The 23,485-nt window shown below is 67.3% G+C and carries 24 protein-coding genes and 1 pseudogene; 6 read left to right on the plus strand and 19 right to left on the minus strand.

The genetic code is table 11. The features are described 5' to 3' along the window. The first annotated feature begins 108 nt into the window (after positions 1-108). A complete protein-coding gene (locus GVY39_RS21940; protein WP_370523813.1) occupies positions 109-1,173 on the plus strand; it encodes a class I SAM-dependent methyltransferase in 1,065 nt (354 codons plus the stop codon). A 34-nt stretch (positions 1,174-1,207) separates the two neighbouring features. Here the strand turns inward: GVY39_RS21940 and GVY39_RS21945 are convergent, their stop codons facing one another. The 8 genes from GVY39_RS21945 to GVY39_RS21980 all read right to left on the minus strand — a co-directional run bounded on the left by GVY39_RS21945 (position 1,208) and on the right by GVY39_RS21980 (position 8,164). Continuing rightward, on the minus strand, positions 1,208-1,792 hold the full coding sequence (locus tag GVY39_RS21945; RefSeq protein ID WP_159927531.1) for an NADPH-dependent FMN reductase: 585 nt from the start codon (positions 1,790-1,792) through the stop codon (positions 1,208-1,210). 83 nt (positions 1,793-1,875) lie between these two features. Next, positions 1,876-2,247: a hypothetical protein gene (locus GVY39_RS21950; RefSeq protein WP_159927533.1), complete on the minus strand. Its 372-nt coding sequence runs from the start codon at positions 2,245-2,247 to the stop codon at positions 1,876-1,878. 11 nt (positions 2,248-2,258) lie between these two features. After that, positions 2,259-2,735 carry a roadblock/LC7 domain-containing protein gene (locus GVY39_RS21955; protein WP_223520884.1) on the minus strand — a complete coding sequence of 159 codons (477 nt, stop codon included), beginning with the start codon at positions 2,733-2,735 and terminating at the stop codon, positions 2,259-2,261. Next, positions 2,732-3,565 (minus strand): hypothetical protein, encoded by an 834-nt coding sequence (locus GVY39_RS21960; protein ID WP_159927535.1) that lies wholly within the window; start codon positions 3,563-3,565, stop codon positions 2,732-2,734. Before GVY39_RS21960 ends, GVY39_RS21955 begins: the two co-directional genes overlap by 4 nt. Continuing rightward, on the minus strand, positions 3,555-3,947 hold the full coding sequence (locus tag GVY39_RS21965; protein ID WP_159927537.1) for a hypothetical protein: 393 nt from the start codon (positions 3,945-3,947) through the stop codon (positions 3,555-3,557). The genes GVY39_RS21960 and GVY39_RS21965 overlap by 11 nt, the downstream gene beginning before the upstream one ends. Positions 3,948-4,372: 425 nt before the next feature. Further along, on the minus strand, positions 4,373-4,714 hold the full coding sequence (locus tag GVY39_RS21970; RefSeq protein WP_236565591.1) for a hypothetical protein: 342 nt from the start codon (positions 4,712-4,714) through the stop codon (positions 4,373-4,375). 80 nt (positions 4,715-4,794) lie between these two features. After that, positions 4,795-6,744 (minus strand): VWA domain-containing protein, encoded by a 1,950-nt coding sequence (locus tag GVY39_RS21975; protein ID WP_159927539.1) that lies wholly within the window; start codon positions 6,742-6,744, stop codon positions 4,795-4,797. A gap of 25 nt (positions 6,745-6,769) precedes the next feature. Continuing rightward, positions 6,770-8,164, minus strand: coding sequence for an ATP-binding protein (locus GVY39_RS21980; RefSeq protein WP_159927541.1), 1,395 nt, complete (start codon positions 8,162-8,164; stop codon positions 6,770-6,772). An 85-nt stretch (positions 8,165-8,249) separates the two neighbouring features. On the opposite strand from GVY39_RS21980, the gene GVY39_RS21985 reads away from it, so the two are divergent. Together GVY39_RS21985 and GVY39_RS21990 are read left to right on the plus strand one after the other, a co-directional pair. Next, positions 8,250-8,411: a ribbon-helix-helix protein, CopG family gene (locus GVY39_RS21985; protein ID WP_159927543.1), complete on the plus strand. Its 162-nt coding sequence runs from the start codon at positions 8,250-8,252 to the stop codon at positions 8,409-8,411. A 13-nt stretch (positions 8,412-8,424) separates the two neighbouring features. Next, on the plus strand, positions 8,425-8,763 hold the full coding sequence (locus GVY39_RS21990; RefSeq protein WP_159927545.1) for a VOC family protein: 339 nt from the start codon (positions 8,425-8,427) through the stop codon (positions 8,761-8,763). A gap of 163 nt (positions 8,764-8,926) precedes the next feature. Here the strand turns inward: GVY39_RS21990 and GVY39_RS33990 are convergent, their stop codons facing one another. From GVY39_RS33990 to GVY39_RS22020, 6 genes and pseudogenes are all read right to left on the minus strand, one after another. Continuing rightward, the gene (locus GVY39_RS33990; RefSeq protein WP_201295302.1) at positions 8,927-10,576 is read right to left on the minus strand and encodes a hypothetical protein; all 1,650 of its coding nucleotides are present in this window, start codon (positions 10,574-10,576) and stop codon (positions 8,927-8,929) included. A 210-nt stretch (positions 10,577-10,786) separates the two neighbouring features. Continuing rightward, positions 10,787-11,827 carry a transglycosylase SLT domain-containing protein gene (locus GVY39_RS34530; RefSeq protein ID WP_236565592.1) on the minus strand — a complete coding sequence of 347 codons (1,041 nt, stop codon included), beginning with the start codon at positions 11,825-11,827 and terminating at the stop codon, positions 10,787-10,789. 364 nt (positions 11,828-12,191) lie between these two features. Continuing rightward, on the minus strand, positions 12,192-12,551 hold the full coding sequence (locus tag GVY39_RS22005) for a hypothetical protein (RefSeq protein WP_201295303.1): 360 nt from the start codon (positions 12,549-12,551) through the stop codon (positions 12,192-12,194). A 433-nt stretch (positions 12,552-12,984) separates the two neighbouring features. Continuing rightward, on the minus strand, positions 12,985-14,544 hold the full coding sequence (locus GVY39_RS22010) for an FAD-dependent monooxygenase (RefSeq protein WP_159927549.1): 1,560 nt from the start codon (positions 14,542-14,544) through the stop codon (positions 12,985-12,987). Positions 14,545-14,776: 232 nt separating this feature from the next. Then, positions 14,777-14,893, minus strand: a pseudogene (locus GVY39_RS34535) (redox-regulated ATPase YchF); the annotation flags it as partial. 73 nt (positions 14,894-14,966) lie between these two features. Then, a complete protein-coding gene (locus tag GVY39_RS22020) occupies positions 14,967-15,305 on the minus strand; it encodes a hypothetical protein (protein WP_159927553.1) in 339 nt (112 codons plus the stop codon). A gap of 793 nt (positions 15,306-16,098) precedes the next feature. Between GVY39_RS22020 and GVY39_RS22025 the strand changes: the two genes are divergently transcribed. Continuing rightward, a complete protein-coding gene (locus tag GVY39_RS22025) occupies positions 16,099-17,019 on the plus strand; it encodes a hypothetical protein (RefSeq protein WP_201295304.1) in 921 nt (306 codons plus the stop codon). On the opposite strand, the gene GVY39_RS22030 is transcribed toward GVY39_RS22025, so the two are convergent. From GVY39_RS22030 to GVY39_RS22040, 3 genes are all read right to left on the minus strand, one after another. Then, a complete protein-coding gene (locus GVY39_RS22030) occupies positions 17,016-17,672 on the minus strand; it encodes an HAD family hydrolase (RefSeq protein WP_159927557.1) in 657 nt (218 codons plus the stop codon). The genes GVY39_RS22025 and GVY39_RS22030 overlap by 4 nt on opposite strands. A gap of 243 nt (positions 17,673-17,915) precedes the next feature. Then, entirely contained in the window at positions 17,916-18,995 is a 1,080-nt protein-coding gene (ychF, locus tag GVY39_RS22035; protein WP_159927559.1) for a redox-regulated ATPase YchF, read from the minus strand. A 253-nt stretch (positions 18,996-19,248) separates the two neighbouring features. After that, the gene (locus GVY39_RS22040; protein WP_159927561.1) at positions 19,249-20,172 is read right to left on the minus strand and encodes a zinc-binding dehydrogenase; all 924 of its coding nucleotides are present in this window, start codon (positions 20,170-20,172) and stop codon (positions 19,249-19,251) included. A 171-nt stretch (positions 20,173-20,343) separates the two neighbouring features. Here GVY39_RS22040 and GVY39_RS22045 point away from each other — a divergent pair, with 171 nt between their 5' ends. Both GVY39_RS22045 and GVY39_RS22050 read left to right on the plus strand, forming a co-directional pair. Beyond that, positions 20,344-21,180 (plus strand): helix-turn-helix domain-containing protein, encoded by an 837-nt coding sequence (locus GVY39_RS22045; RefSeq protein WP_159927563.1) that lies wholly within the window; start codon positions 20,344-20,346, stop codon positions 21,178-21,180. A gap of 10 nt (positions 21,181-21,190) precedes the next feature. Continuing rightward, entirely contained in the window at positions 21,191-21,607 is a 417-nt protein-coding gene (locus GVY39_RS22050) for a VOC family protein (RefSeq protein ID WP_159927565.1), read from the plus strand. A 61-nt stretch (positions 21,608-21,668) separates the two neighbouring features. On the opposite strand, the gene GVY39_RS22055 is transcribed toward GVY39_RS22050, so the two are convergent. Next, positions 21,669-22,523: a carbohydrate ABC transporter permease gene (locus tag GVY39_RS22055; protein WP_159927707.1), complete on the minus strand. Its 855-nt coding sequence runs from the start codon at positions 22,521-22,523 to the stop codon at positions 21,669-21,671. 50 nt (positions 22,524-22,573) lie between these two features. Further along, positions 22,574-23,449 carry a carbohydrate ABC transporter permease gene (locus GVY39_RS22060; protein ID WP_236565596.1) on the minus strand — a complete coding sequence of 292 codons (876 nt, stop codon included), beginning with the start codon at positions 23,447-23,449 and terminating at the stop codon, positions 22,574-22,576. Positions 23,450-23,485 lie beyond the last annotated feature (36 nt).

Here is a 23,485-nt window from a genome sequence, read left to right on the forward strand (position 1 = left end):
CGAGCGGACCAGGACGCCGTGCCGTTAATACCCGCGGACGACTCGGCGATTCCCGACCGACAGGTGGTATCGACGAGAAAGAAGGTTGACGTGAGCGATGACGTTGACGTGAGCGATGACGCGGCCACCGCCGAGCGATTCGCCGACCGTCTGGTGGCGTCGGCCCTGGGCGCCATCGACCTGCTGGCGATCCATCTGGGTGACCGGATGGGCTGGTATCGAGCGCTGGCCGACCACGGTCCCGCCGATGCCGCAGAGCTGATCGCACGCGCGGGCGGCGACGAGCGTTACGCCCGCGAATGGCTGGAACAACAGGCCGCCGCCGGGATTCTGACCGTCACGCCCGACCGCCGGTTCGAACTGCCCGCCGGCGCCGCGGAGGTGCTCACGGATCCCACCAGCTTGAACTATCTGGCGCCGCTGGCGCGCATGCTGGCCGCCGCGGCGGTGCAGTCACCGGCGCTGATCCGAGCCTATCGGGACGGCGGCGGCGTTGGATGGTCGGAGTTCGGCACGGACATGCGCGAAGCCCAGTCGGATATGAACCGGCCCTGGTTCGAGCGACGGCTCGCCGCCACGCTGACCGGCGTACCGGATCTCGCCGAAACGCTGTCCCGGCCGGGAGCACGGGCCGCCGACGTGGGCTTCGGCGGCGGCTGGTCCACCATCGCGCTGGCCAGGGCCTACCCGGACCTGACCGTCGACGGCTACGACATCGACGAGCCGTCGGTGGACATGGCCAACCGCAACGCCGCCGCGGCCGGGCTCTCGGATCGGGTGCGGTTCCACCGCGCCGACGCCGCGACCGCCTTGGGCGAGCAGGCCTACGACGCGATCTTCGCCTTCGAATGCCTGCACGATCTGCCCCACCCCGTGCCGGTGCTGGCCGCGATGCGTCGTGCGCTGCGTCCCGGCGGCGCGGTGGTCGTCATGGACGAAGCAGTGGCGCCGGAGTTCCGGGCGCCCGCGGATGACGTCGATCGGCTGATGTACGGATTCAGCCTGCTGATCTGCCTGCCCGACGGCCGCGCCCATCCCGGCTCGGCTGCCACCGGCACCGTCATGCGCCACGACACCCTGCGCCGTTACGCACGCTCAGCGGGCTTCGCCGATATCGAGGTGCTGCCGATCGAGGATTTCGGCTTCTGGCGCTTCTACCGCATGATCCCGTGAGCGCGCTCCGGTCGGCACATCCCGAACCGCGAAGTCACGCGATATAGGGACGTTCTGCCCGCGCCGACCGGAGCGCCCGCCCCCACCAGACCAGCTGTTCGAGCAGTTGATCGGCCGCGGCGACCGGCATTTGCGGATCCGTCGGTTTCCCAGCCGAATCGAACCGCGTGCCCGCGTCGTGGAAGCTCACCGTGTCGCGCACGGTGACCGCGTGCAGTTCGGCGAACACGTGCCTGAGATGCTCCACGGCACGCAAGCCGCCGGAGATGCCGCCGTAGGAGACGAACCCGACCGGCTTGGCCCGCCATTCGATGTAATGCCAGTCGATGGCGTTCTTGACCGACGCCGGATAGCTGTGGTTGTACTCGGGTGTCACCACGACAAAGGCGTCCGCCGCGGCCAGTCGGGGGCCCACCGCTGCCAGCGCCCGCGCCGCCTGCGGCTCGGGACTGCTGGAAAGCCGTTCCGGCAACGGGGTTTCGGCCAGATCGATCACGTCGACGGTGACGTCGTCGCGCCGGTCGGCATGCTCGGCGAACCACTTCGCGACGGTCGGGCCGAAGCGGCCCGCACGGGTGCTGCCGATGATCACGGCGAGTTGGAGCGGATGGTCGGACATGATCGGTTCCCTTCGACGCGTGCGATACCGAGAACAGCGTCGAACGTGAACCAAGGTTCATGTCAAATCGGCTCTCTCGCCGATCAGACCTCCAGATCCTCCTCGATCCCCTTCAGGCGGTGCCGGGCCAACGCGAGATTCGCCCGGCCCCGGTCCAGGGCCAGGTAGAGGAACAGGCCCTTGGACTTGCGCCCGGTCATCGGCCGGATGATGTGGTACTGGCCGGACAGCGTGATGAGGATGTCCTCGATCTCCTCCTTGAGCCCCAGCTGGTCCATGGTCCGCAGCTTGGCCCGCACCACCTCGGTGTTGCCCGCGCCTGCCACCTGGAGATCCAGGGACTTGGAACTGCCGAGCATGCCCAGCGCCATGCCGCTGTTGTAGTCGACCACGGCGGCGCCGATCGCACCGTCGATCACCATCATGTCTTTGAGCGCCAGATCCATATTGGACATAGTTGTTCCTTTCAGTTGGTTTTCGTGGCTTGTTCGCTTCGTGCGTCGGTCGCCACCGGCGTCAGCAAGTCGGCGATCGCGCGGGCCGCCGGACGGGATTCCAGATGCAATCGGCCGATGTTCACCTCGGGGGCGGCCAGGACGGTGAGCGAGGTCCAGCCGGCCGCGTAGATCACCACGTGCCCGCCGGTGCCGTGCACCACGACCTCGTTGAACCCGCCGCCGTGCGCGGTGCTGGCCAGCCGGTGCGACAGCGACAGCTGGGAGGCGGCCATGGCGGCCATACCGTTGGGCTCGATCTGCGGGGGTAGATCGTGTGCGACGAGCAAGCCGTCGTTGGATGCCACCAGCGCGCCGGTCAGCCGAGGGACACGATCGCGCAGTGCCTTCAGCTCCGTGAGCACCGCCGCGTTCGGTTCGGGTCCGGACATCGCCACCTTGGTCAACCTTCCCATCCAATCGCCGAGCAATTTCTTTCGCGTGGTCACGCGAGTTCCTCCAAAGCCGCTTGCAGGCGGACCAGCAAGTCGCGGTCCGGCGGCTCCGGGCGATCGGCGGCGGGGATCGGCGCGGCCGCGTGCCGCCCACGGCGCCGGGGAAGCCGACCCGGCGGGGCGATCACGGGTGCGGCCGCTTCGGGTTCCGTGGCCACCGGCCCGGGCACGACCGGCTCGGCCGCCGTCGGCGCGGACGCCGGTACGGGCAGCTGAATCAGCCCCGCTGCCGTCAGGTCGCGCACCGCGACGAGGCATCCATAGGTCGTCCGGCCGAGTTCACGCCCGATGCCCGCGACGCTGCGCCGGCCATCGGCGGCGGCCAGCACCTCCGCTTGGCCCCCGGTGAGTACGACACGCCGCCGCCGCACCCTGCGGACCGGCACCACGGGGACGCGGTCGACCAGCTCCGCGGGCCACGGCCCGGATTCCGGGTCGCCGCGTCGCGCGCACTCCTGCACGAGAACCCGGGGCGTGATGTGGCATACGGGGGCGAGCCAGTGCGGCGGCGCGGGCCGGAACTCGGGGACGGCGGGTGAGGCCAGCAGAAAGTAGGCGGCGTCGAAGACCGACAGCATCGCCAGGGTTTCCAGCCGCGGCCTTCCCAGCACACGGCCGGGATCTCCCGCTCTCGCGCGCCGCCAGTCCTCGGCGGTCGCCACGCCCGCCTCGACCACCAGCCGGTCCAGCCCCGTGGTGCGACGGCAGTCGGCGGAAACGATCGCGCCTCCGGCGAGATGGAACGCGCCGTCGCCCGCGTGCAGCACGCCCGTACTCCCTTCCTTCTCCAGTCGCCGTAATTCCACCGCGAGTTCAGGGCTCATGAGCGTCCTCGGCCAATTCGTCGAGAATTCCACGGAGCTGGAATCGCGCCATCGCCAGATTCCCGGTGTCGTCGTCGAACAGCACGTGCACGAAAAGCCGCCCGTCGAAGTCGCCGTTCACCAGGTTCAGCAGGTGATATCCGCGAGTTCCGCACACGATGATCTCGGTGACGTCGTCACCGTCGCCGCCGGTCGACAATGCCGGGCAGGCGAGCACCGCCCGCACCACATCCGTTGTGGCCGCGGCATCTTCGTGCTCGTCCACCTGATCGTGCCTGCCGTCCGCGGCGATCGCCAGACCGCTCGCGCCGTCCACGAGCGTCACACTGCGCGCACCGGGAATATCCATGATGCGTTTGAGACAGCCGTCGATACCGATCACGCGCCACCACTTGTCATGTGAGGGGTTTACGGTTTCCAGACGCTACACACGGGCAGTGGGCGTGTACAGCAAATCGGGGGAGAAATTTCCGGTAAAAACCATTTGCCCTGGAAAGGGTCGAATTAGACCTTTTGGTATTCAATACCTGTTGGTATTCAATACCTTTCGGTTTTTCCACGTCGACGCACCGGAGCCGACCACAATAAGTCCTCGCTACGGCCGCTCGAATGCTCCGGTGCCACTTTCGCGACACGACTGCGCAGGTTCACGCACGAACATGCGCCGCACCGAGTACAAGTTCTCGCGCGGTGCGCTGCTCGCTGGGCAAGGCCGGACGGTCCGCCCGACAGTCACCACGCAGCAATCAGAAGACCCGCCCGGTCCGGGTCGACGCCGACTCGGCCGCGGCACCGTAGGACGAAAGGTCAGTTCGCGGTGAGGCCCGTGGCGATCTTGACCACGACCTTGTCGCCGGTCACTTCCTGCACGGTGATGGTGCGCCCGTCGGCGGATCGGGTTTCCCCGGCCGGGACCGTGACCTCCTGACCACCCACCGAGAGAGTGACCAGATTCCCGTTCACAGCAACGAGTTTCGTTTCGATGCCGAGGATGCTGGCTTTCGCGTCCACACCCCGGTCGAACGTCACCGTGCATCCGGTGACGGTGCAATCGGTCTTCGTACCGGGGCCTTCCGCCGTGCAGGCGGCAGCGCCGAGCGAAGTCAGCAAGGCGAACATGGACACTGCGACGACCCGACGAAAAGCCACGCGCTCAGTGTAGAGCCAACGACCTCGCTGTCCGGAGCCTTTCCCGCACAGGCCATTCCCGTCGAGGATCAGCCGAACCGTCAGCGCCGGCCCCGCAGATAGTCGCTCACCACGGCGGCGCCGAGACCGTCGAGGTCCGGAGCCACCACGCGTCCGCCGCTGCGGCGGGCCACCAAGTCGACGAACGCGCCCAGTCGCAGATCGTTGCCGAGCATGAATACCGTCACCGACGCGCCTAGTCTGGCCAAGGCGTCGACCTGGGCCATCGTCACGGCCAGCGTGCGCGGCTCCGGGGGCCAGTTGAAGTACGCCTCACCGTCCGGTTCCAGATGGGCGGTCGGTTCGCCGTCGGTGACGACCAGCACGACGGGCACCGCGTCCGGGTGCCTGCGCAGGTGCGCCGCGGCCAGCAGCAGCGCGTGGTGCAGATTGGTGCCCTGCTCCCAGACGCCTTCCAGCGCGGTGAGTTCGCCGATGTCGACGGTCGTGGCGTGCCTGCCGAAGGTGATCACGCTCAGCGCGTCGGAACGGAAGCGGGTGCCGATCAAGTGGTGCAGCGCGAGGGCGGTGCGCTTCATCGGCACCCATCTGCCGTCCTGCACCATCGACCAGGACGTGTCGACGCACAGCGCCACGGCGGCCCTGGACCGCTGCTCGGTCTCCATGATCTCGACATCGGAAACATCCAGCGTCACCCGGCGGCTGCCCGTGGACGCCGACCGCAGCACGGCATTGCGCACGGTCCGCGACACGTCCCACGGCTCGGTGTCACCGAAGCGCCAAGCCCGGGAGCCACCGGTCGGCTCACCTGCCGCACCGGCCAGGGCCGTGTCGCGCTCACCGCGCCGAGACCGCAACTGCCCGACGACATCACGCAACGCCACCTCACCGAGCCGCCGCAAAGCCTTGGGCGTCAATCGCAGTGAGCCGTCCTGCGCCCGCTCGAAGATGCCTTGCTCGCGCAATTCGCGTTCCAGCTCGGCCAGCCGGGCCGCGTCCACGCTCGCATCCGCCCCGAGGTGGCGAGCCAGCGCGTCCAAGTCGATGTCCTCCAGCCGGGCGCCGGCGTAGGACTGGCCGAGTTGCTCGGCGAGCGCGTCGAGTTCGGCGAGGTCCTGTAGGGCTTGCGCGCCCGCGCCGAGACCGAGCGGGTCCTCGCCGCGGAAACGCCGCCCGGAAGTCCAGTCCTCGCCCGGGCGCAGCGCCCGCAGATGCGCGTCCAACGCGGCGACCTGCTGGGCGATGCCCGGGTCGCCGAACGCCTGGCCGATCAGCTCGGACAATTCCGCGCGCTGCTGCTCGGACATCGAGTTCATCATCCGTTGCGCGGCGGCGGCGCGGGCCGCGAGCGCGTCGATCAATTCCTCGGTGTCGCGTGGGTTCTCCGGGAAGAATTCGCCGTGCTCGGCCATGAACTCGGCGAATCGCTTCTGGGTGTCCTCGCCCCGCGCGTGGGCGGCGAGCAGGTCGTTCAGGTCGGACATCATCCGCCTGACCCGCTCGACGTCCTGGGGCGTCGTGTTCTGCAAGGCCTGTTTCATGCCCTCGAAGCGCGATTCGAGCAGCTCTCGGCCGAGCAGGTCGCGGATCTTCTGGTAGTTCTCGCGGCCGGTCGCGGATCGCCAGTCGTACTCGGCGAGTTCGGTGACGGCGGCGGCCGTGCTCGACGGCAGTGCGTCCAACTGCGCCTCGGCGAACCTGGCGTCGTCGGAGGGGTCGGGGAACAGGGCGCGGCGCTCGGCGTCCAGCGCCTCTTCCAGCAGTTCCCGGACCTGTTGCAAAGTACCGTCCAGCCGGTGGCTCCGGGAGATCTCCGCACGGCGCTGCCACAGCCGGCGCGTCAGCTCCTCCAGCCCCGGCATGGTGCGGGTGCCGCGCCGCAGCAACTCTTGCAGAGCATTGCGCGGCGAACTTCCCTCCATCACGTCGCGACCGATCCGGTCCAGCGCCTCTCGCAGGTCCAGCGGGGGCGCCAAAGGATCGGGTCCGTCGTGATAGGGCCCGTAGGAGTAGCGATCGGAAGCGGTCACGACGCCCCGCCGGAAGCCACCGCGGTCATCGGCCGTACACCGCCACACCGTCGTCGGAGTCTTTCGCGATCTGACGCGCCAGGTAGAGCGCCTCCAAAGCGAACTCGACGGCCGAAGCGATCCGGGACGGTGGATCGGCGGCGTGGACACCGAGCCGTGCGGCGACTTCGTGCAGGACGGGCAGTTCGGGCAGCGCCGACAGGACCTCCTCGCCCGGCACGCGTTCGCCGGTGGTCACCAGATGGCCGTCACCGACCGCCTCGGCCAGCGGACGCAGGTTCAGACCACCGAGTAACGCCCGCGCGGTCTCGGAGAACGAGCGGCGCAGCAGGTGGGTGAGATGTTCCTGCTCCCGGCCCTCCTCGCCGGACTCGAACTCCAGCTTGCCGCGCAACACCGCCGGGACGGATTCGAGGTCGACGGGACGGGCCACGGCGGGACCCTCGCCGGTCACCGCGGATCTGCGCAACGCCGCCGCCGCCACGGTTTCGGCCGCGGCGACGGCGAACCGCGCCGACACCCCCGACCGCTGGTCGATCGCGGACGACTCGCGCAATTGCCGCACGAAGCGAGCGAGCACCTCGATCAGCGGATCGCCCACCTCGGCAACCAGCTCGGCCTCCTGGCGGACCAGAGCCACCTCGGCCGCCACGCTGAGCGGGTAATGCGTGCGGATCTCCGCGCCGAACCGGTCCTTCAGCGGGGTGATGATCCGGCCGCGGTTGGTGTAATCCTCCGGATTCGCGGTGGCGACGAGCAATACGTCCAGCGGCAGCCGCAGGGTGTAGCCGCGGACCTGGATATCGCGTTCCTCCATCACGTTCAGCAGCGCGACCTGGATGCGTTCGGCGAGATCGGGCAGTTCGTTGATCGCCACGATGCCGCGGTGCGCGCGAGGGACGAGCCCGAAGTGGATGGTCTCCGGGTCGCCGAGGCTGCGGCCCTCGGCCACCTTGACCGGGTCGACGTCACCGATCAGGTCACCGACGGAGGTGTCGGGCGTGGCCAGCTTCTCCGCGTACCGCTCCGAGCGATGGCGCCACGCGACGGGCAGGTCGTCGCCCAGTTCGGCGGCCAGCCGACGACCGGCCGGGCTGATCGGGTCGAGCGGATGTTCGCCCAGTTCGGCGCCCGCGATCACGGGCGTCCACTCGTCGAGCAGACCGACCAGCGAACGCAGCAGACGGGTCTTGCCCTGACCGCGCTCACCGAGCAGCACGACATCGTGCCCCGCCAGCAGCGCGCGCTCCAGCTGCGGCACGACCGTCCGGTCGAACCCGACGATGCCGGGCCACGGGTCGCCGCCGGAACTCAGCAGCGCCAGCAGGTTCTCGCGGATCTCGGTTTTCACGCCACGCGGCAGGTGCCCGGCCGAACGAAGCTCGCCCGCGGTCGTGGGCAGGTGTGCGGGAACTTTCACGAATTCGACGCTACGGCCATTCCGCCGCCGGGTCGACCGCAAAAGTGCCGCGCACGCTAGCTTACTAGCATGCTAGCATCGACGAGTGGGCGACGAGGAAGTGAAGCAGTTCAACGTGTACTTGCCGGTCGGGCTGATCAAGCAGGTGAAGTTCCGCGCCATCGAGTCGGGCACGTCCCTGTCGGCACTGGTCGCGGACGCGTTGCGCGCCTACCTGGACGACGCCCAAGACAACGATCAGGACTGAAGGAGAGGCGTTGATGACGACGACGGGCATCGAAGGCGTGCACGTGGAGACGCACAACTGGGGCAAGACGGCGAGATTCTTCCAAGCCCTCGGCTACGAGCCGGAGTTCACCACCGACCACAACTCCGGCCTGTTCCGCAACGGGGACGGACCTTACGTTTTCATCGCCGAAGTGCCGAATTATCAGAGCCCCCGGACACAACTCGTACTCACCGTCACCGACGCCGACACGTTCCAGCCGAACAGCGACATCGAAGTGGTCGCACCGTTCGAGGCAACCCATTACGGGACAAAGGAAATGACGGTGCGGGATCCCGACGGGCGCGAGTGGAGTTTGCAGGCTCAGGGCTGAGATCGCTCGGCGCCGGTCACGAGAGACCACCACAGCGGACAAGCCTCCGCATGGGTAGTCGTCTCGCATGCAGAACCACCCCGACCATGCAGCGCCAACCCGCGGAGCAGCGCTGTCGCCGACCGCCTTCGAAAGTCAGACGGGTATCCCTGCGGCGTGCGGGCTAACGGGTGGTGAGCTGCCGTTCGTTGACCACGCGCGGTGCTGTGGCGGCCGCTGTTCCGGCAGCTTCCTCCACAATCGGCGCCTTGTCCACGGCCACGACCGGCGTTACCTGCTCCATCCGCGCCGGACGACCGTTGTCGTCCCCGCTGGGGGCGTAGTGCTGAGCCACGCCCGCACCGATCGGCTCCAGCGCACGGCCGTTCGGCGCAACGGTCTCCGAGCGCACGACATGCTCGGAGTCGGCCCCGGGCACGGTGACCTCCTGCGCCACGTCACGGGCAATCGACTCGGAGTGGGCCTCGGAAGGCTCCTGTCGTGCACCGTGCTCGTCGGCCGTCTCCGCGATTTCAGAGGCACTCGGCTCGGTCGCTGCGTCGGTCGGATGCTCCACCGGCCGCTCGGCCGGCTCCGGCTGCCTGCTGAAGCGGATGCGGTCGAGCGTCTGGCGCACCGCCGCCGCCAACCGTGCGTCGAGAACCGCCTCGTCCGGACTGGACTCGGCGGGCGGGTGCGCACCGGACTCGGAACCGGCGGCAGACCGCTCGACCGCCGGAAACGGTGTGGTGGCCAGCCACAGCTCGGTGAGTTCGGACGCGGGAACAGCGGTGAGCGCAGCTGCTCGTGCTTCGTCGGCAGACGGCTGTCCTGCTTCGGCCGCGGTGGTCCGGTCCTGCTGCGGATCGGCGCCGGGGTGCTGCCCGGCCACAGCCGCGGCCTCCGGAGCTTGTTCGGCGCTGGAAGGCTCCCCGGCCCGGCGAGCGGTCGCAGGCGGCTCCATGAGGATGCTCGGCAGGATCTGGTTCCCGGCCCCTCCGACCTGAGTGAGCGCCGCAAGTCGTTCCTGGAGATCTTCATGGTCGGGCACGGCGGCGGTCGCTTGCTCGATCGCCCGCCCGTATCGCTCGGCGACGAGCCGGTGGGTGACGAGCGCGACGCCGATCATGATCGGTGCGATCGCGTGGATACCGATCCCGGCCAGGTCGCCTGTCCTGAAGTAGGGGAACGTGTTCAGCGCGATGCTCGCCGTCAGCAAGACGCCCTCGACGGTGTAGACCTGCCACAACCGATCGATCACCCCCCACTCGGCGGTATCCCCGGTGGACAGCATCAACGCGACGAGTACCGCGCTGATCAGCGCTTCCAAGCCATAGGACAGCCAGAACATGGGATTGCTCGCGCCGCCGGTCGGCGCGATGTTCTGCTGCACCGTGACCGCGGAGAACAGCATCGAGAACGCGACCACCCCGGCCAGCAGCCCCAGCACCCGCGGCTTGCGCTGGTGCAGGCGAGCCACTTTCGCGTGCGGACTGCTGCTGTGCCGCTGCTCACCGATCGCCTGCGCGGCCCGTAACAGGTCGGCAGCCTCGCGCTCGGCCAACTCGGCGGCCGTGCGCCGCACCCGCTCCGCGGCATCGGCGGCCGCCTGGATACGCGCCCGCTTCTCGTGGCGTTCGTAGTCACGCACGAGCTCGGCCAACTCGCGGGAGGCGGCGAGCTCACGCTCCGACAGTGCTTCCAGTAGTGCCGGGTCGTCCTGGTGGGCCAACCGTTCGTGCGCGATCTGCACCCGGTCCGGCAGCGCGCCTGCCACCAGGTCATCCACCGGCGGCGCCCCGGGGGACGCCTGGGTCGTGAAACGACGGAACATCAGCAAAGAACCTTTCCGACGATCGAGTGTTCCAGACGCAGCGCGCCAGAGCTTCCTCGGCCGTCGACCTCTTCCGAGAAACCGGTCGATCGCCTGGACCGGAGACCGACAAGATAACTCGTTATCGAAAGTCGTTCGACCCGACGAGCAATCGCGGCGGTCGGGGTCGGCCGCCCGGCAGCGCCGGTCGACGCCGGGACGGGACTCGGCTCAGTAGCCCTTCGCGGCAGCGCGCGGGTTCGTTTGCTGGACCTTCTCTTGGAGGTCGTGACCGTCTCGGGAGACGCCGTACCGTTCCATGACGTAGTTCATGCTGGCGGCGACATTGGCCACCGGATCGTGGATGTTGTTGGACGTTCCGGCCACGTGGTAGGCCTGGAAGGTGCTGGGGATGGTCTGCGTAAGCCCCCTGGACGCTCTTCCCGCTGCGGCGTTGCTGTCCCAGTTGTTGACCGCGTTGGGGTCATTGCCCGATTCCCGTTGAATCAGGACCCGGTAACCCTGCTTCCAGTACTCGCGGGCCACTGGATCGGTGATACCCAGCGCGTCGAGCGCACCCTCGATGGCGGCGTCGACCGAGACGTTGCCCTGGTAGCGGGAGTAGTCGGCGGCCGTCGCGGCGGGCACGAAGCTCGAATCCGGCGTATAACTGCGCTGCATGTAGTTGCTCGGCACGTAGTTACGGGGCGCTGACGCCGGAGTGTAGGCCGGGGTGTGTGTCGGCACGGAACCTTTGATGTCGTTCGCGTGAGCCTGCACGCGGTCGTTGGCCTTCTCGATCTCGTCGTGCACCTTGTCGATCGTCCGCAGCACGGTGTTCGCCAGCCTGAACTCGAGGTCGAGGTCGATGAACTCCTTGCCGGGACTCGGGCCCGTGATATCTCTGAGCGCATCCTGCAAAGCTTTGACGTGTTGCTTGACCGCCACGAAAGTGCCGCTCGAGATGTCGTATGCGCCGTAGGCGGACAGGTCGACGTTGGCGTCCTGCTTATGAATTTCCTCTTTGAGGTCGCTGAACTCGCGTGCGCGTTCGGAGTAGCCCTTGGCCAAGGCCGAGTTGTCCTCGTCACCGGTGATGAGCTTCTCATCGCGCAACAACTTCAGCATATCCGGGGCCTGCGAAGGCGTACCCGTCGCCAGCAGATCCGCGGAAGTCTGAATTGCCTCCCGCGCCGCCGCGAGGAACTCGATGAACCAGGGGCGCACGCCAGTGGGTGGGTCGAGCTTCACCACCCAGCGTTCCGGGCTCATCGAGGCACCTGGGCCTCGGGAACGCCGCTCCCGGTCGGCTCTGCGAACACCGGCATCATCACCTCACGCCTGATCAACCTCATGAGGCCCCGCGCGGCCTGCCACTTCGGACACTCACGAGTATCGCGCAGCAGGGGATGGACTTTTCCCGCCCATGGGAGTAGATAGCGGCCTTGCGCTGCGAGAGGTTCATCCCCCTCGACATCACTCTGCGGCGCGCGACATTCCGGGGCGAAGTGTTTCATCGATGCGGTGCATCGACGGTTGCCCGGGGTTCGGTGGCAGTCCTGGCTCGGCGAACACAACCCGCTACTGCACAGATAGAGGTTCGTAGCCGAACGTTGCGCGACCTGAACGACGAAGGTCAGAACCGGGTGAAACCCGTGAGCAGTGGCCGTACCGTCGCCTCGCCGGCCGGGCCGGAACGCAGGCCGGCGAGCACCTCGTCGGACATCTCACCGTAGGTCTCGAACGACTGCACCTCGCAGTGCGCCATGACGTCCTTGATGTAGGGATCGGACATCTTCCAGTGCGCGAGCACGGCTTCGGAGTCGCGATAGAGCTGGAAGCTGTGGGCCACGCCGCGTTCTTCGTCGAGAAAGACCTGCACCATCAGCTGCGGGCCATGTTCCTCGACGAATGCCACCGCCCGCTGCACAGCCGCCTCGAACTGTTCGAGGTGACCTTCGGTGATCCGCATGGTGTTGTGAAACAGAATGCTCATCCCTCGATCCTCGAACATCAAGGCCAGTTGAGGTCAATCCGAGCCGACGCACTCTTCCCCGTGTACCGCTCATAGCGAATCAGCGAGCGAGTTCGCCAGGCGAGCCTTCGCTTACGGCCCTTCGAACTGCTCGCTTCCGCACCGGCCGAACAGGCATCCCTTCCCGCCGACGCCGAACACGTTCCCCTCCACAGCCCGGCTGACCGGCTCGACGCCACGCGGGCTGCGATGCGGATCCCCTCGCGGATCTCGCTGAACGAGTGCATGATCCGAAGTAGCCCACATAACTCAGGTGCGCCATCGCCGATGCCGACACCTCGAGTCAAGTGACCGAACGGTGCGGGCGCGGCGAAACTACCGGCCCGCACCGTCGGCATCACGGGTTGTTCGTCAGTGACGCGTCGAGCGGTGTGTTCTCTTGGCGGCTGTCCGCTCAGGATGGCCGATCGATGATCGGCTCTGTCGAATTCATGGGTGCGCCGAACCAGGAGGAGAGCGCTTCTCGCAGCGCGAGCGCGGCGGTGTCGGCGGGTTCGTCGACGGTGGCGGCCCAGGCGACGTGGCCGTCGGGACGGATCAGCAGGGCATCGGCTGTTCTGTTGTCGGCTTTGGCGGTGTGGATGTCTATCCGATGCCGCCAGTCTCGGGCGATCTCGCGGAGGTCTTGACGGTCGGTGAGGTCGAGCAGGACGGGCCGTGCGGTCTGCATGAGTTCCGCGACACTGGTGAAGCCCTGGTCGGTGTGCAACGTGAGGTCGGGTGCGAACGTGCCGGCCAAGGCGTGGTGGTGGGAACCCGGCATCGGATAGCGAATGTCGGTGTGGCCGACGAGGGCGCCCATACGACGCAAGGCCGGCTCGTCGACGAGCAACTCCTGGAAGACTTGCCGAAGCGCTTCGGCCGCCGGGTCGTGTCCGCGCCGCAGTGCCACCTGAGCTCGGGTCTGGAGCCGTGCCCGTGCACCGGCGAAGTAGCGTTCGTCGTGATAGGTGTCCAGCAGACCGGCCGGCGCCCAGCCGTGGATGTCGGCGCCCAGCTTCCAAGCGAGGTTGACCGTGTCGAGCATGCCGACATTGAGCGCCGTGCCTGTGGCGGGGAACAGATGGGCCGCATCGCCGGCCAGCAGGATCCGCCCGTCGCGGTATCGCTGCGCCTGCCGATCCTTGAAGGTGTAGCGGGTCAGCCGAGTCGGTTCTCCCAAGGGCAGATCCGCGCCGAGCACGCGGCGAATGCTGTCTCCGAGCTCGGTCGGAGTCAGCGGCTCGTCGTCGTCGTATTCGGTGGACTCGTCTTCGGTGGTTTGGAGGAACAGAACCCCGGAGCTGACCGCGAACGCGAACACACCGCGGTCTGTCCGCGTGAAACCCGCATGGATCGTGCCCAGCCCGGGGACGTCGATATCGCCGTTGTCGAGCACAGTCACCGAATCATGCACGGCGACCTGGGCCAGCCTGTTGACCTCTGGATATGTGACGCCGGGGAACTCGATTCCCGCCATGTCACGGATCCGGCTGCGCCCGCCGTCGCAGCCCACCAGGTACCGGGCGGTCACCTGGTGGGTTCCGTCCGGCCCGCGCACGTCCGCGGTCACCGTGGCGTCGTCCTGGCGCACCCCGACCACCTCGTGTCCGCGACGGATCTCGGCGCCGAGTTCGCGTGCGCGTTCTTCCAGCAGTCGCTCGATTTCCAGCTGCGGGATCGGCAACGCCCGCATCGGGGGATCTGCCAGATGTGTGAAGTCCAGATAAATATTGCCGAATGGAAAGCGGGGAGCCAGGTGCGGGTCGCTGCTGGCCGCCTCGAATCGGTCCAGAAGGCCTCGGTAGCGCAGCAAGTGCAGGATCCGCCCACCGAGACCGCTGGCCTTCGGAGTGTCACGGGGCTGCGGATGCCGCTCCAGCACCAGCGGTCGCACTCCGGCAAGGCACAGTTCACCCGCCAGCATCAGACCGGTCGGTCCGGCGCCCACGATGATCACATCGGTATCCGTCACTCGCTACTCCAATTTCTGCAGGTTCTAGCTTCGGCCGATGATTCTGCGGCATGACCCGGGCCTTGCAGCAAGCCCCCCGGTGCGCTATATGTTGAGAACGGAAAGATTCCACCGGCCCGCGGATGCAGCGGCTAAACGCGCTCCATCCTTCCCTGCCGGGTCGGCTCGAACGTCGTCGCGCGCGCCATTTCGTCGAGTTCGTCGCCGCACCAGCGCAGGGCCGTTGTGGTCGAACATCCGCCCATGCGGCTGACCCGTCCAAATCGGTGCGGATGACGCCTGCTGCCTTCGGGACGGTGTCCCCCTGGTGAATAGTCCAGGCGAGGGTTTTGAGCCCTGCCGCGAGGTAGGCCGCAGGCCCAGACGTCGTAGGTGCCATACGCGGACTCATCTCTAAGCGGACAGTCGGCGACCACCGGTACCTAGGGACGCCACTTGTCAATTGCTGCGTCAAGCGGCCATCGTGCCTCTACGTCCTCGGCATCGAAAATGACATCCGCGCAACGCATCACCCGCTCGATATGTCCCTCGAGATGCGCCCGCCCCGGAACGAAGACCGCCTCCGCCTGCGTCCGCTCTATCTGATCGAGCAGCAGGCTGACCGGGTCGTCTGTCCGCACCGAAAACGCGATGATTTTGCACAGGTCGTATCCGAGGCGCTTGGCCAGACTCCGCATCATCGTCTCCAACCATTTCTGATGCGGTCCCGCGATGTCCGTCCGCAAGTAGCCGATCGCCCGAGGGCGGCCGGAGGGCGTCATCGCACACCTCCGGCCAGATCCGCGGGCCGGTCATCGATGACCTCGGCACCGCTCCACGTACACGTTTCCGGCGCATCAGTCCGATGCTCGCCGATCCGGCCATCGATCACCGGCACCATCCGCTGACAGAGCAGACACATGACCTGTTCGATCGGTCCTGTCATGCCCCGCGCGTACGCAGCACCGCACATGCTGACCGTGATTCGCGCCCGGGCGCGTTGCGGCGAACCGCTTCTCTGCTTCGTCATCCGTGCTCCCTCCCTCGGCTTCGGACAGGCCACGGCGCGGGTGACCGCGTCACTACCGCGAGACCGGGCCGGTGGAACACCATGACATTCCCAAAAACGGGCGTCCGCTAAAAGGTCATTCCAGAGGACATTGATGGGACCTTCGCACCCAAAGGTCTTGCAAGAGCGACCCATCCGTGGACTACCCTGGCCGCATGCCATCGTCAGGGAATGCTTCGCTTCGCGCGGCCAGGCAGGCACTGGGTCTCCGATCTCAAACGGCGCTCGCGGAAGCGGTCACGGAGGCTGCCCACCAGATCGGGCTGCGCGTCGAGGTCGCCAGCCGGACCGTGCGTCGATGGGAGTCGGCCAACCCGCCGTGGCCTCATCCGGAGCACGCAGCGGCACTGGAGGCGCTTTTTCAGCGACCGGTCACTGAGCTGGGCTTCTCACCACCTTGGGCCGAAGATGCCGGTTACCCCCGCTCAGGGCAGGCGCCTACCAGCACATACCCACGCCTTCCACGCAAGGCGTTCGGCACAGCCGCATCGCAACTTCCGTCTTCCGTGGCGAAGGACTTCGCAGCGATCACAGCGTCCCATCGGCACCTGTACTGGTCGGCCCCGGCCGCTCGACTGCACCGGCTGGTTGCCGATCATGCGCAGTTCGGCAGCGAACTCCTGCCGCAGGTGCCCGGCCCCGTTAAGGCGATCTTGGCACGCGCTGTGTCGGAATCGAGTCTGCTGGCGGGACGTTTGGGATTCTTCGACCTTCAACAGCCCGAGCTTGCACAGCCGAGCCTCGTGCTCGCGCTTCAGGCCGCGCACGAAGCCGGGGACTATCTCCTCGGTGCGGCGGCGCTTGCGCACATGGCCTTCGCACCGGCCTTTTCGGAAGACGCTTCTCGCGCTGGGGAGGCCCGTGAACGATTGCAGGCCGCACGCGCTTTCGCGAGCAGAGGTCACGCCAACGCCGAGACAATGGCTTGGCTGGACGCTGTAGAGGCGGAGGTCGAAACGCGCTTCGGTGACACCCGGCGGGCTCTCGACCTTATCCATCACGCCGAGAAGATCTACAACGAGCACGACAGCGACTCCCACCCATCACCTGAATGGTTCGACTGGTTTTCCGCAATTCGGCTTGCCGGCTTCAAAGGGCACACACTCATTCTCGCCGGTAGGGGCCGCGAAGCGCGGGAGACTCTGGAGCAGGTGCTCAGCGATCTGCCCGAGGAAGATGCAAAGCAGCGGTCGATCTATCTTGCTGATGCAGCCGCCGCAGCTGTGCTGGAAAAGAATCCGGAGCAGGCGTGCCGGTACCTCGAGGAAGCCCTCGAGCTACTCGGGCGACACTGGTATGCGACTACGCTCCAACGGATCAAGGCCGTGCGGCAAACGCTTACCCAGTGGGACTCCTTGCCCTCCATTCGAAGCCTCGATGAACGGTTGTACGACTGGCATACAACCGTCAATTCGCTGGTCGGCTAACTCGCGGCGTTCTCGGCGGCGACGATGCCTGCCAGCTCATTGAGGTCGCTGATCTGCCAGTCCGAGAGATCAGCGACCTCTTTCTTGTTGCGGTGGATCCATCCCCACGGACCCCTCAGCACATAGGCGGCGCGCATACCGGCCTGCTTCGCAGGCGCGACATCGTTGTCGATGCGATCCCCGACGTAGACGATCTCGCCAGCGGGACTGTCCGCTGCCTCGATAACTTTGCCGAAGAACTCGAGAGATGGTTTTTGCACACCCCAGTCGTCAGAGGTAGCGACGAAGTCGGTAGGCAGATCCAAAGCTCGAAGCAGCTTTCCCGCGCGAGCAGTTTGATTCCCGACGATTCCGACCCGAACACCCATCGCGCGAAGCTTCGACAACGCCGGACGCACATCGGGATAGAGGTCGTCTTCACCGAACCACTCCGCCTGCCCGGCGTCAGCCCGTGCCTGCCGTTCCTTGTCGAGGTCGAACCCCGGACGAAAGATCTGGAATGTCTCGCGGTAGTCGAGACCAGCGGCGATGACCGCCCCGAACGCTGCCGCGAAGGTATGCCGAGGAACTCCGAGCCAATCCGCCCACGTTCCGTACTCTCGAGTCTCGTCGACCAGGGTCTCTCCGACATCAAAAACAACCGCGGAAATCACCGGCCAACCGTACCTCGTCACTATCGGCGTGCCGCAACGCTCGCATACACGCAAGCCGTCCACACACGAATCAGCCGAAGCAAGGTAGTTTCACGCAGGTTCGGCGGCGAGTTCGACTGCATGAACGGTCGCAATCGAAGCCCGACGAAGATAAGAAGGGCTCTGCTCGATAGGCCCGGGAAGGGTTGCGCGCGGCCGAGCTGGCACTTAGGCCATCACCAGACGGGCCCCGCTCGATGACAACTAGACGTTGAAGCGGAACTCGACCACGTCGCCGTCCGCCATGACGTAGTCCTTGCCCTCCATGCGCACCTTGCCCGCGGCTTTGGCGGCGGCCATGGAACCCGCTTCGACCAGGTCGTCGAAGGCGACGACTTCGGCCTTGATGAAGCCGCGTTCGAAATCGGTGTGGATGACGCCCGCTGCCTTCGGGGCGGTGTCGCCCTGGTGGATGGTCCAGGCGCGGGCTTCTTTCGGGCCTGCTGTGAGGTAGGTCTGCAGGCCGAGGGTGTGGAAGCCGGCGCGGGCCAGGGCGTGCAGGCCGGGTTCTGTTTGGCCGATGGATTCGAGGAGTTCGGTGGCGGACTCCTCGTCGAGTTCGAGGAGTTCGGCTTCCACCTTGGCGTCGAGGAAGACCGCATCGGCGGGGGCGACGGAGGCTTTCAGTTCGGCGACCTTCGCCTCGTCGGTGAGCACCGACTCGTCGGCGTTGAAGACGTAGAGGAAGGGCTTGGTGGTGAGCAGCGAAAGTTCTTTCAGCAGTTCGGTGTCCACCTTGTCGGCCGCGGCGAACAGGGTGGTGCCGCTGTTGAGGATCTCCTGGGCGGCCTTGGCGGCGTCGGCGACCGGCTTGCGCTCCTTCTTGACCTTGGCTTCCTTCTCCAGCCGCACGACCGCCTTCTCCAGGGTCTGCAGGTCGGCGAGGATGAGTTCGGTCTCGATCACCTCGATATCGGCGCCGGGATCGACGCGGCCGTCGACATGCACCACATCGTCGTCGGCGAACACGCGGACCACCTGGCAGATCGCGTCGGCCTCGCGGATGTTGGCGAGGAACTTGTTGCCCAGGCCCGCGCCCTCGGAGGCGCCCTTCACGATGCCGGCGATGTCGACGAACGACACGGTGGCGGGCACGATCCGCTCGGAGGAGAAGATCTCGGCCAGCTTGTTCAGCCGCGGATCGGGCAGCGCGACGACGCCGACGTTGGGCTCGATGGTCGCGAACGGGTAGTTCGCGGCGAGCACGTCGTTCTTGGTCAACGCGTTGAACAGCGTCGACTTTCCGACGTTGGGCAGGCCGACGATTCCGAGGGTGAGACTCACGAGGAAGAGAGTCTACGCGGCGCACCGACCCCGCTCCCCCGCGCCCGCCCGAAGTCAGGCATCGTCACCAGCGCGGACGTCTTCGCGGATAGGACACCCGCAATACTCGAACCGAAACCGCCTCATCACGCACCCCGCGACACACGGTGATCCGACGAGCAGACCCGCGCCACCGGCGATCAACCGGCCCCCGGTAGCGCGAGTGGCACAGCACAGCGAAGCTCGCCGCGGTTGCGCCACTCGCGGTCGCGCCTCACGGGATGAGGACGACTTTGCCGAGGTTGGCGCGCTGCTCGATGACGATGTGGGCGGCTGCGGCTTGCTCGAGGGGGAACTCGGCGTGCACGGCGGGGCGTAGTTGGCCGGAGGCGAAGTACTGCCACAGTTCCTGCCGCCAGTGCTCGTACAGCTCGGGTTGTCCCTGGGCGATCCGGGCCATTTGGAAGCCGATCACCGATTTCGCGCCGGTGAGCAGGTCGTATGCCTGGACGGTGCCGCCGCCGGAGCTGTAGGCGACCAACCGTCCACCCGGGGCCAGGGCGGCGAGGGCGGGCGGGAGCAGGTCACCGCCGACCGCGTCGAGCACATAGTCGGCCGGAGCGCCCCAGGACTCCTGGCGGTACTCGACGACGTCGTCGGCTCCGAGTTTCTGCACGAACTCCGCCTTCGCCAGATCCGACACCGCGCCGACCACCCGCACCGCGCCGCGCACCCGGGCGAGTTGGACCGCGAGGTGGCCGACGCCGCTCGCGGCGGCGGTGAGCAGGGCGGACTCGCCCTCCCGCGGAGACGCGGCGTCCAGCGCGCCGAGGGCGACCAGACCGCTGCGCACCAGCGCGACCGCGTCGACCGCCGACGCTCCGTCGGGAATCGGCGAGGCCATGGCCGCCGAAAGCAGGGCGTAGTCGGCATAGCCGTGCCCGAACACCAGGCCGGTCACTCGATAGCCGGGCGTGTACCGGTCGACGCCCTCGCCTACCGCGACCACCTCACCGGCGATCTCACCGCCCAGCGCGACGGGTTCGCGCCGCTCACGCACCTTCCGCACCACCGGCAGGGTCACCCCGACCGCCTCGACGCGGACCAGCAGCTCACCCGGCCCTGGCGTCGGGACCTCGACCGAGACGAGCTCGAGCACCTCGGGACCACCGCTGCGCTCGTACTGCACCCGCCGCATCGCACCTCCAGAAATCGTTAGGAGGCGCAACGGTAACCGGCGCGCAGCGGGTTACCACAGTCCACTACGCGCTGTAGTGGTACATCTCACCGTGGCCCGGTATCGGTGGAGAGATGTCGTGTCAGCCCTGCTCACCTTGCGATGTCGGTCCCCCGGCGTAGCGTGGCCCGTATGGAGCCGACCACGGAGGTGGTGACGGCGCGTCCGGCACCGGTGCTCGCGGCGTTCATCGACCGCTACATCGGGTATCGCATGTCCGGGTTCACCGCGTCGATCCATCGCGGGTTGCCCTCTCGGCACATGACTTTCATCGTCGCGATCGGCCCGACGATCGATGTCGTCGAGCAGACCGATCCGCGACAATCTCCGCAGGACTACCGCTGTGTGCTGAGCGGCTTGCAGGCGAGCACGGCGCTGATCGCGCACAACGGTCACCAGGAAGGTGTGGCCGTGGAGCTGACGCCCCTGGGATGCCGCACCCTTTTCGGGCTGCCCGCGGCGGCGCTGTGGGATACGACGGTCGAATTCTCCGACGTGGTCGGTCCCGTCGGCTTGGAGCTGTGGGAGCGGTTGCAATACGCGCCGACCTGGCCGGAACGCTTCTCCGCCTGTGATCGGGTGCTCTCGGCGCTCGCCGACCCGGATCGCGCGGTCGGTCCCGAACTGGCCTGGGCGTGGCGCACCGTGGTCGATTCGGGCGGAGGCGTCGCGGTCGGTCCGCTGGCCGAGGAGATCGGATGGAGCAGGCAGCACCTGACGCGCCGGTTCAACCGCGAGTTCGGCTTGAGTCCGAAGCTCGCCGCGCGGATCACCCGGTTCGAACGAGCGCGCCGGATTCTCGCGCATACACCCTCGTACATCACCATCGCCCAGGTGGCCGCCGCCTGCGGGTACTACGACCAGGCCCATCTGGATCGTGACTTCGCCGACCTGGCGGGCACGAGCCCGACGAGCTGGCTGGCCGAGGAGGTTCCATCCGTACAAGCCACCGACGAGTTCGCCGGATGACGATGGGCACATGACGAATCCGACAGAAACCAGCACCCGCACCGCCGTCTGGCCCACGCTGACCTTCCGCGATGCCCGCGCCATGGCCACCTTCCTCGTCGAGGCGTTCGGCTTCCGGGAAGCCGCGCTCTACGCCCGCGACGACGACCCGTCGATCGTCGAGCACGCCGAACTGCGCTGGCCGCTGGGCGGCGGCATCATGTTCGGCTCGGCGGGCAAGGACGATGGACCGTTCGGCAGCCGCCCGACCGGCACCGACTCGGTGTACCTGGTCTGCGAGGAACCGGACGTCCTGTTCGCCCGGGCCACCGCCGCGGGCGCCGAGGTGGTCCGTGGCCTGCGCGACGAGGACTACGGCTCGCGCGGCTTCACGGTCCGCGACCCAGAGGGCAACCTGTGGAGCTTCGGCACCTACTGGGGCGCCTGACGCGACCGGCAACGCCCGTCCGTCACCTGCCGCTGGGCTGGCCCGAGCCCCGCGGCACCCCTCAGCGCCCGCCGAGCCCCGACATCGCGATGCCGCGGATGAACGCGCGCTGGGCGATCGCGTAGATCACCAGCAGCGGAAGCAGGATGACTACCGCGGCGGCCATCAGAATGGGCCACTGGGTGTGGTACTGGCCTTGCAGCCGGACCAGACCCAGTGTCGCGGTGGCGACATCCTCGCGCTGGATCATGACCAGCGGCCAGAGGAAGTCGTTCCACACGGTGATCCAGGTGAGCACGGCCAGCACCATCAAGGCGGGGCGGGTGTGCGGCAGCAGGACCCGCCAGTAGACCTGCCACGTAGAGCAGCCGTCGAGGATGGCGGCCTCCTCCAGTTCCTCGGGCAGCGTGCGGAAGAACTGCCGCATCAGATAGGTGCCGAACGCGCTGCCGAATAGGCCGGGCACGATCATCGCCCAGGGGGTGTCGACCCAGCCGAACGCCCGCATCAACAGGAACTGTGGGATCACGGTCACGGTCAACGGCACCATCAGCGTCGCCAAGTAGGCGAGGAACAACATGTCGCGCCCACGAAACCGCAAGCGCGCGAAGGCGTAACCGGCCAGCGAGCAGAAGAAGACCTGCCCCGCCGTGACACACAGCGCGTAGATCGTGGTGTTGAGCAGCATCCGCCCCATCGGCAGCAGGTCGAAGACCTTTCCGTAGTTCGACCACTGCGGCCGTTGCGGAAGGAAGGCGGCGTCGGCGATCTCGCCGTCGCGTTTCAGCGAGCCGGACACCGCCCACAGGATCGGCAGGAGCGCACACCACGCGATGCCGACCAGCACCGCATACGCCGCGGTCCCGCGCAGCACCCGCCGCACGATCGCCCGGTCGGCCCGGCCGGCCGCGACGATCACGCGATCGCGCCGGACCGGCAGCGCGCGTCGCACGACCTCGTAGGTGTTCACTGCTGCACCTCCGCCCGCCGGGCCATCCGCAGTTGCACGAGCGTCAGCAGGAACAGCAGCGCGAAGATCACCCAGGCCAGCGCGGAGGCGTACCCGACCTCGTAGAAGCCGAACGCGTTCTGGAACAGCATGATCCCCAGCAGGTAGGTCCCCGTCTCCGGTCCGCCGTTGCCGCCGGTCAGCGCGTAGGCCTGGTCGAAGGCCTGCACCGAGTTGATGATCGTGATGATGAAGACGAACGACAGCGGCCCCCGGATCAGCGGCAGGGTGATCGCGGAGAACCGCCGCAGCGCGCCCGCCCCGTCGATCTTCGCCGCCTCGTAGAGCGTCTCGGGCACCCCCTGCATGGCGGCGAGCAGGATGACCGTCGCGAACGGCACGCTCTTCCACACTGTGACGATGCTGAGCGAGACCAGCGCCCAGTCGGGGTGAGTGAGCCAGGGCACCGCGTCGATGCCGATCCAGCCGAGCGCGACATTGAGCAATCCGTCGTCGGTGAACAGGAACCGCCACACCACCGCCATGGCGACCGCCGACGCGACCAGCGGCAGAAACGCGATGGTGCGAAATATACCGATACCGGCCAGCTTTCGATTCAACGCGGCGGCGACGGCTAGTCCGATCGCTATCGTGGGCGCCAAGGTCAGCACCGTGAAAACGGCCGTATTGCGCAGCGCGATGAGAAACAACGGGTCGGATGCGAACAGCCGCCGGTAGTTGTCCGGACCGACAAAACGCATGGGGCCGAACAAGTCCCACGAATGGAAACTCAGATAGAGCGAAAATACCAACGGGAACAACAGGAAAATCGCGACCGCCGCCACATTGGGCGCGACGAATGCCCAACCCGCTCGTTCCCGCTGTCGCGCCAAGCGCGAAGCGACGCCGCGCAGGTCTTTGCTCGCGGT

This window comes from Nocardia sp. CY15 (assembly GCF_009829295.1).
Lineage (GTDB): Bacteria > Actinomycetota > Actinomycetes > Mycobacteriales > Mycobacteriaceae > Nocardia > Nocardia sputi.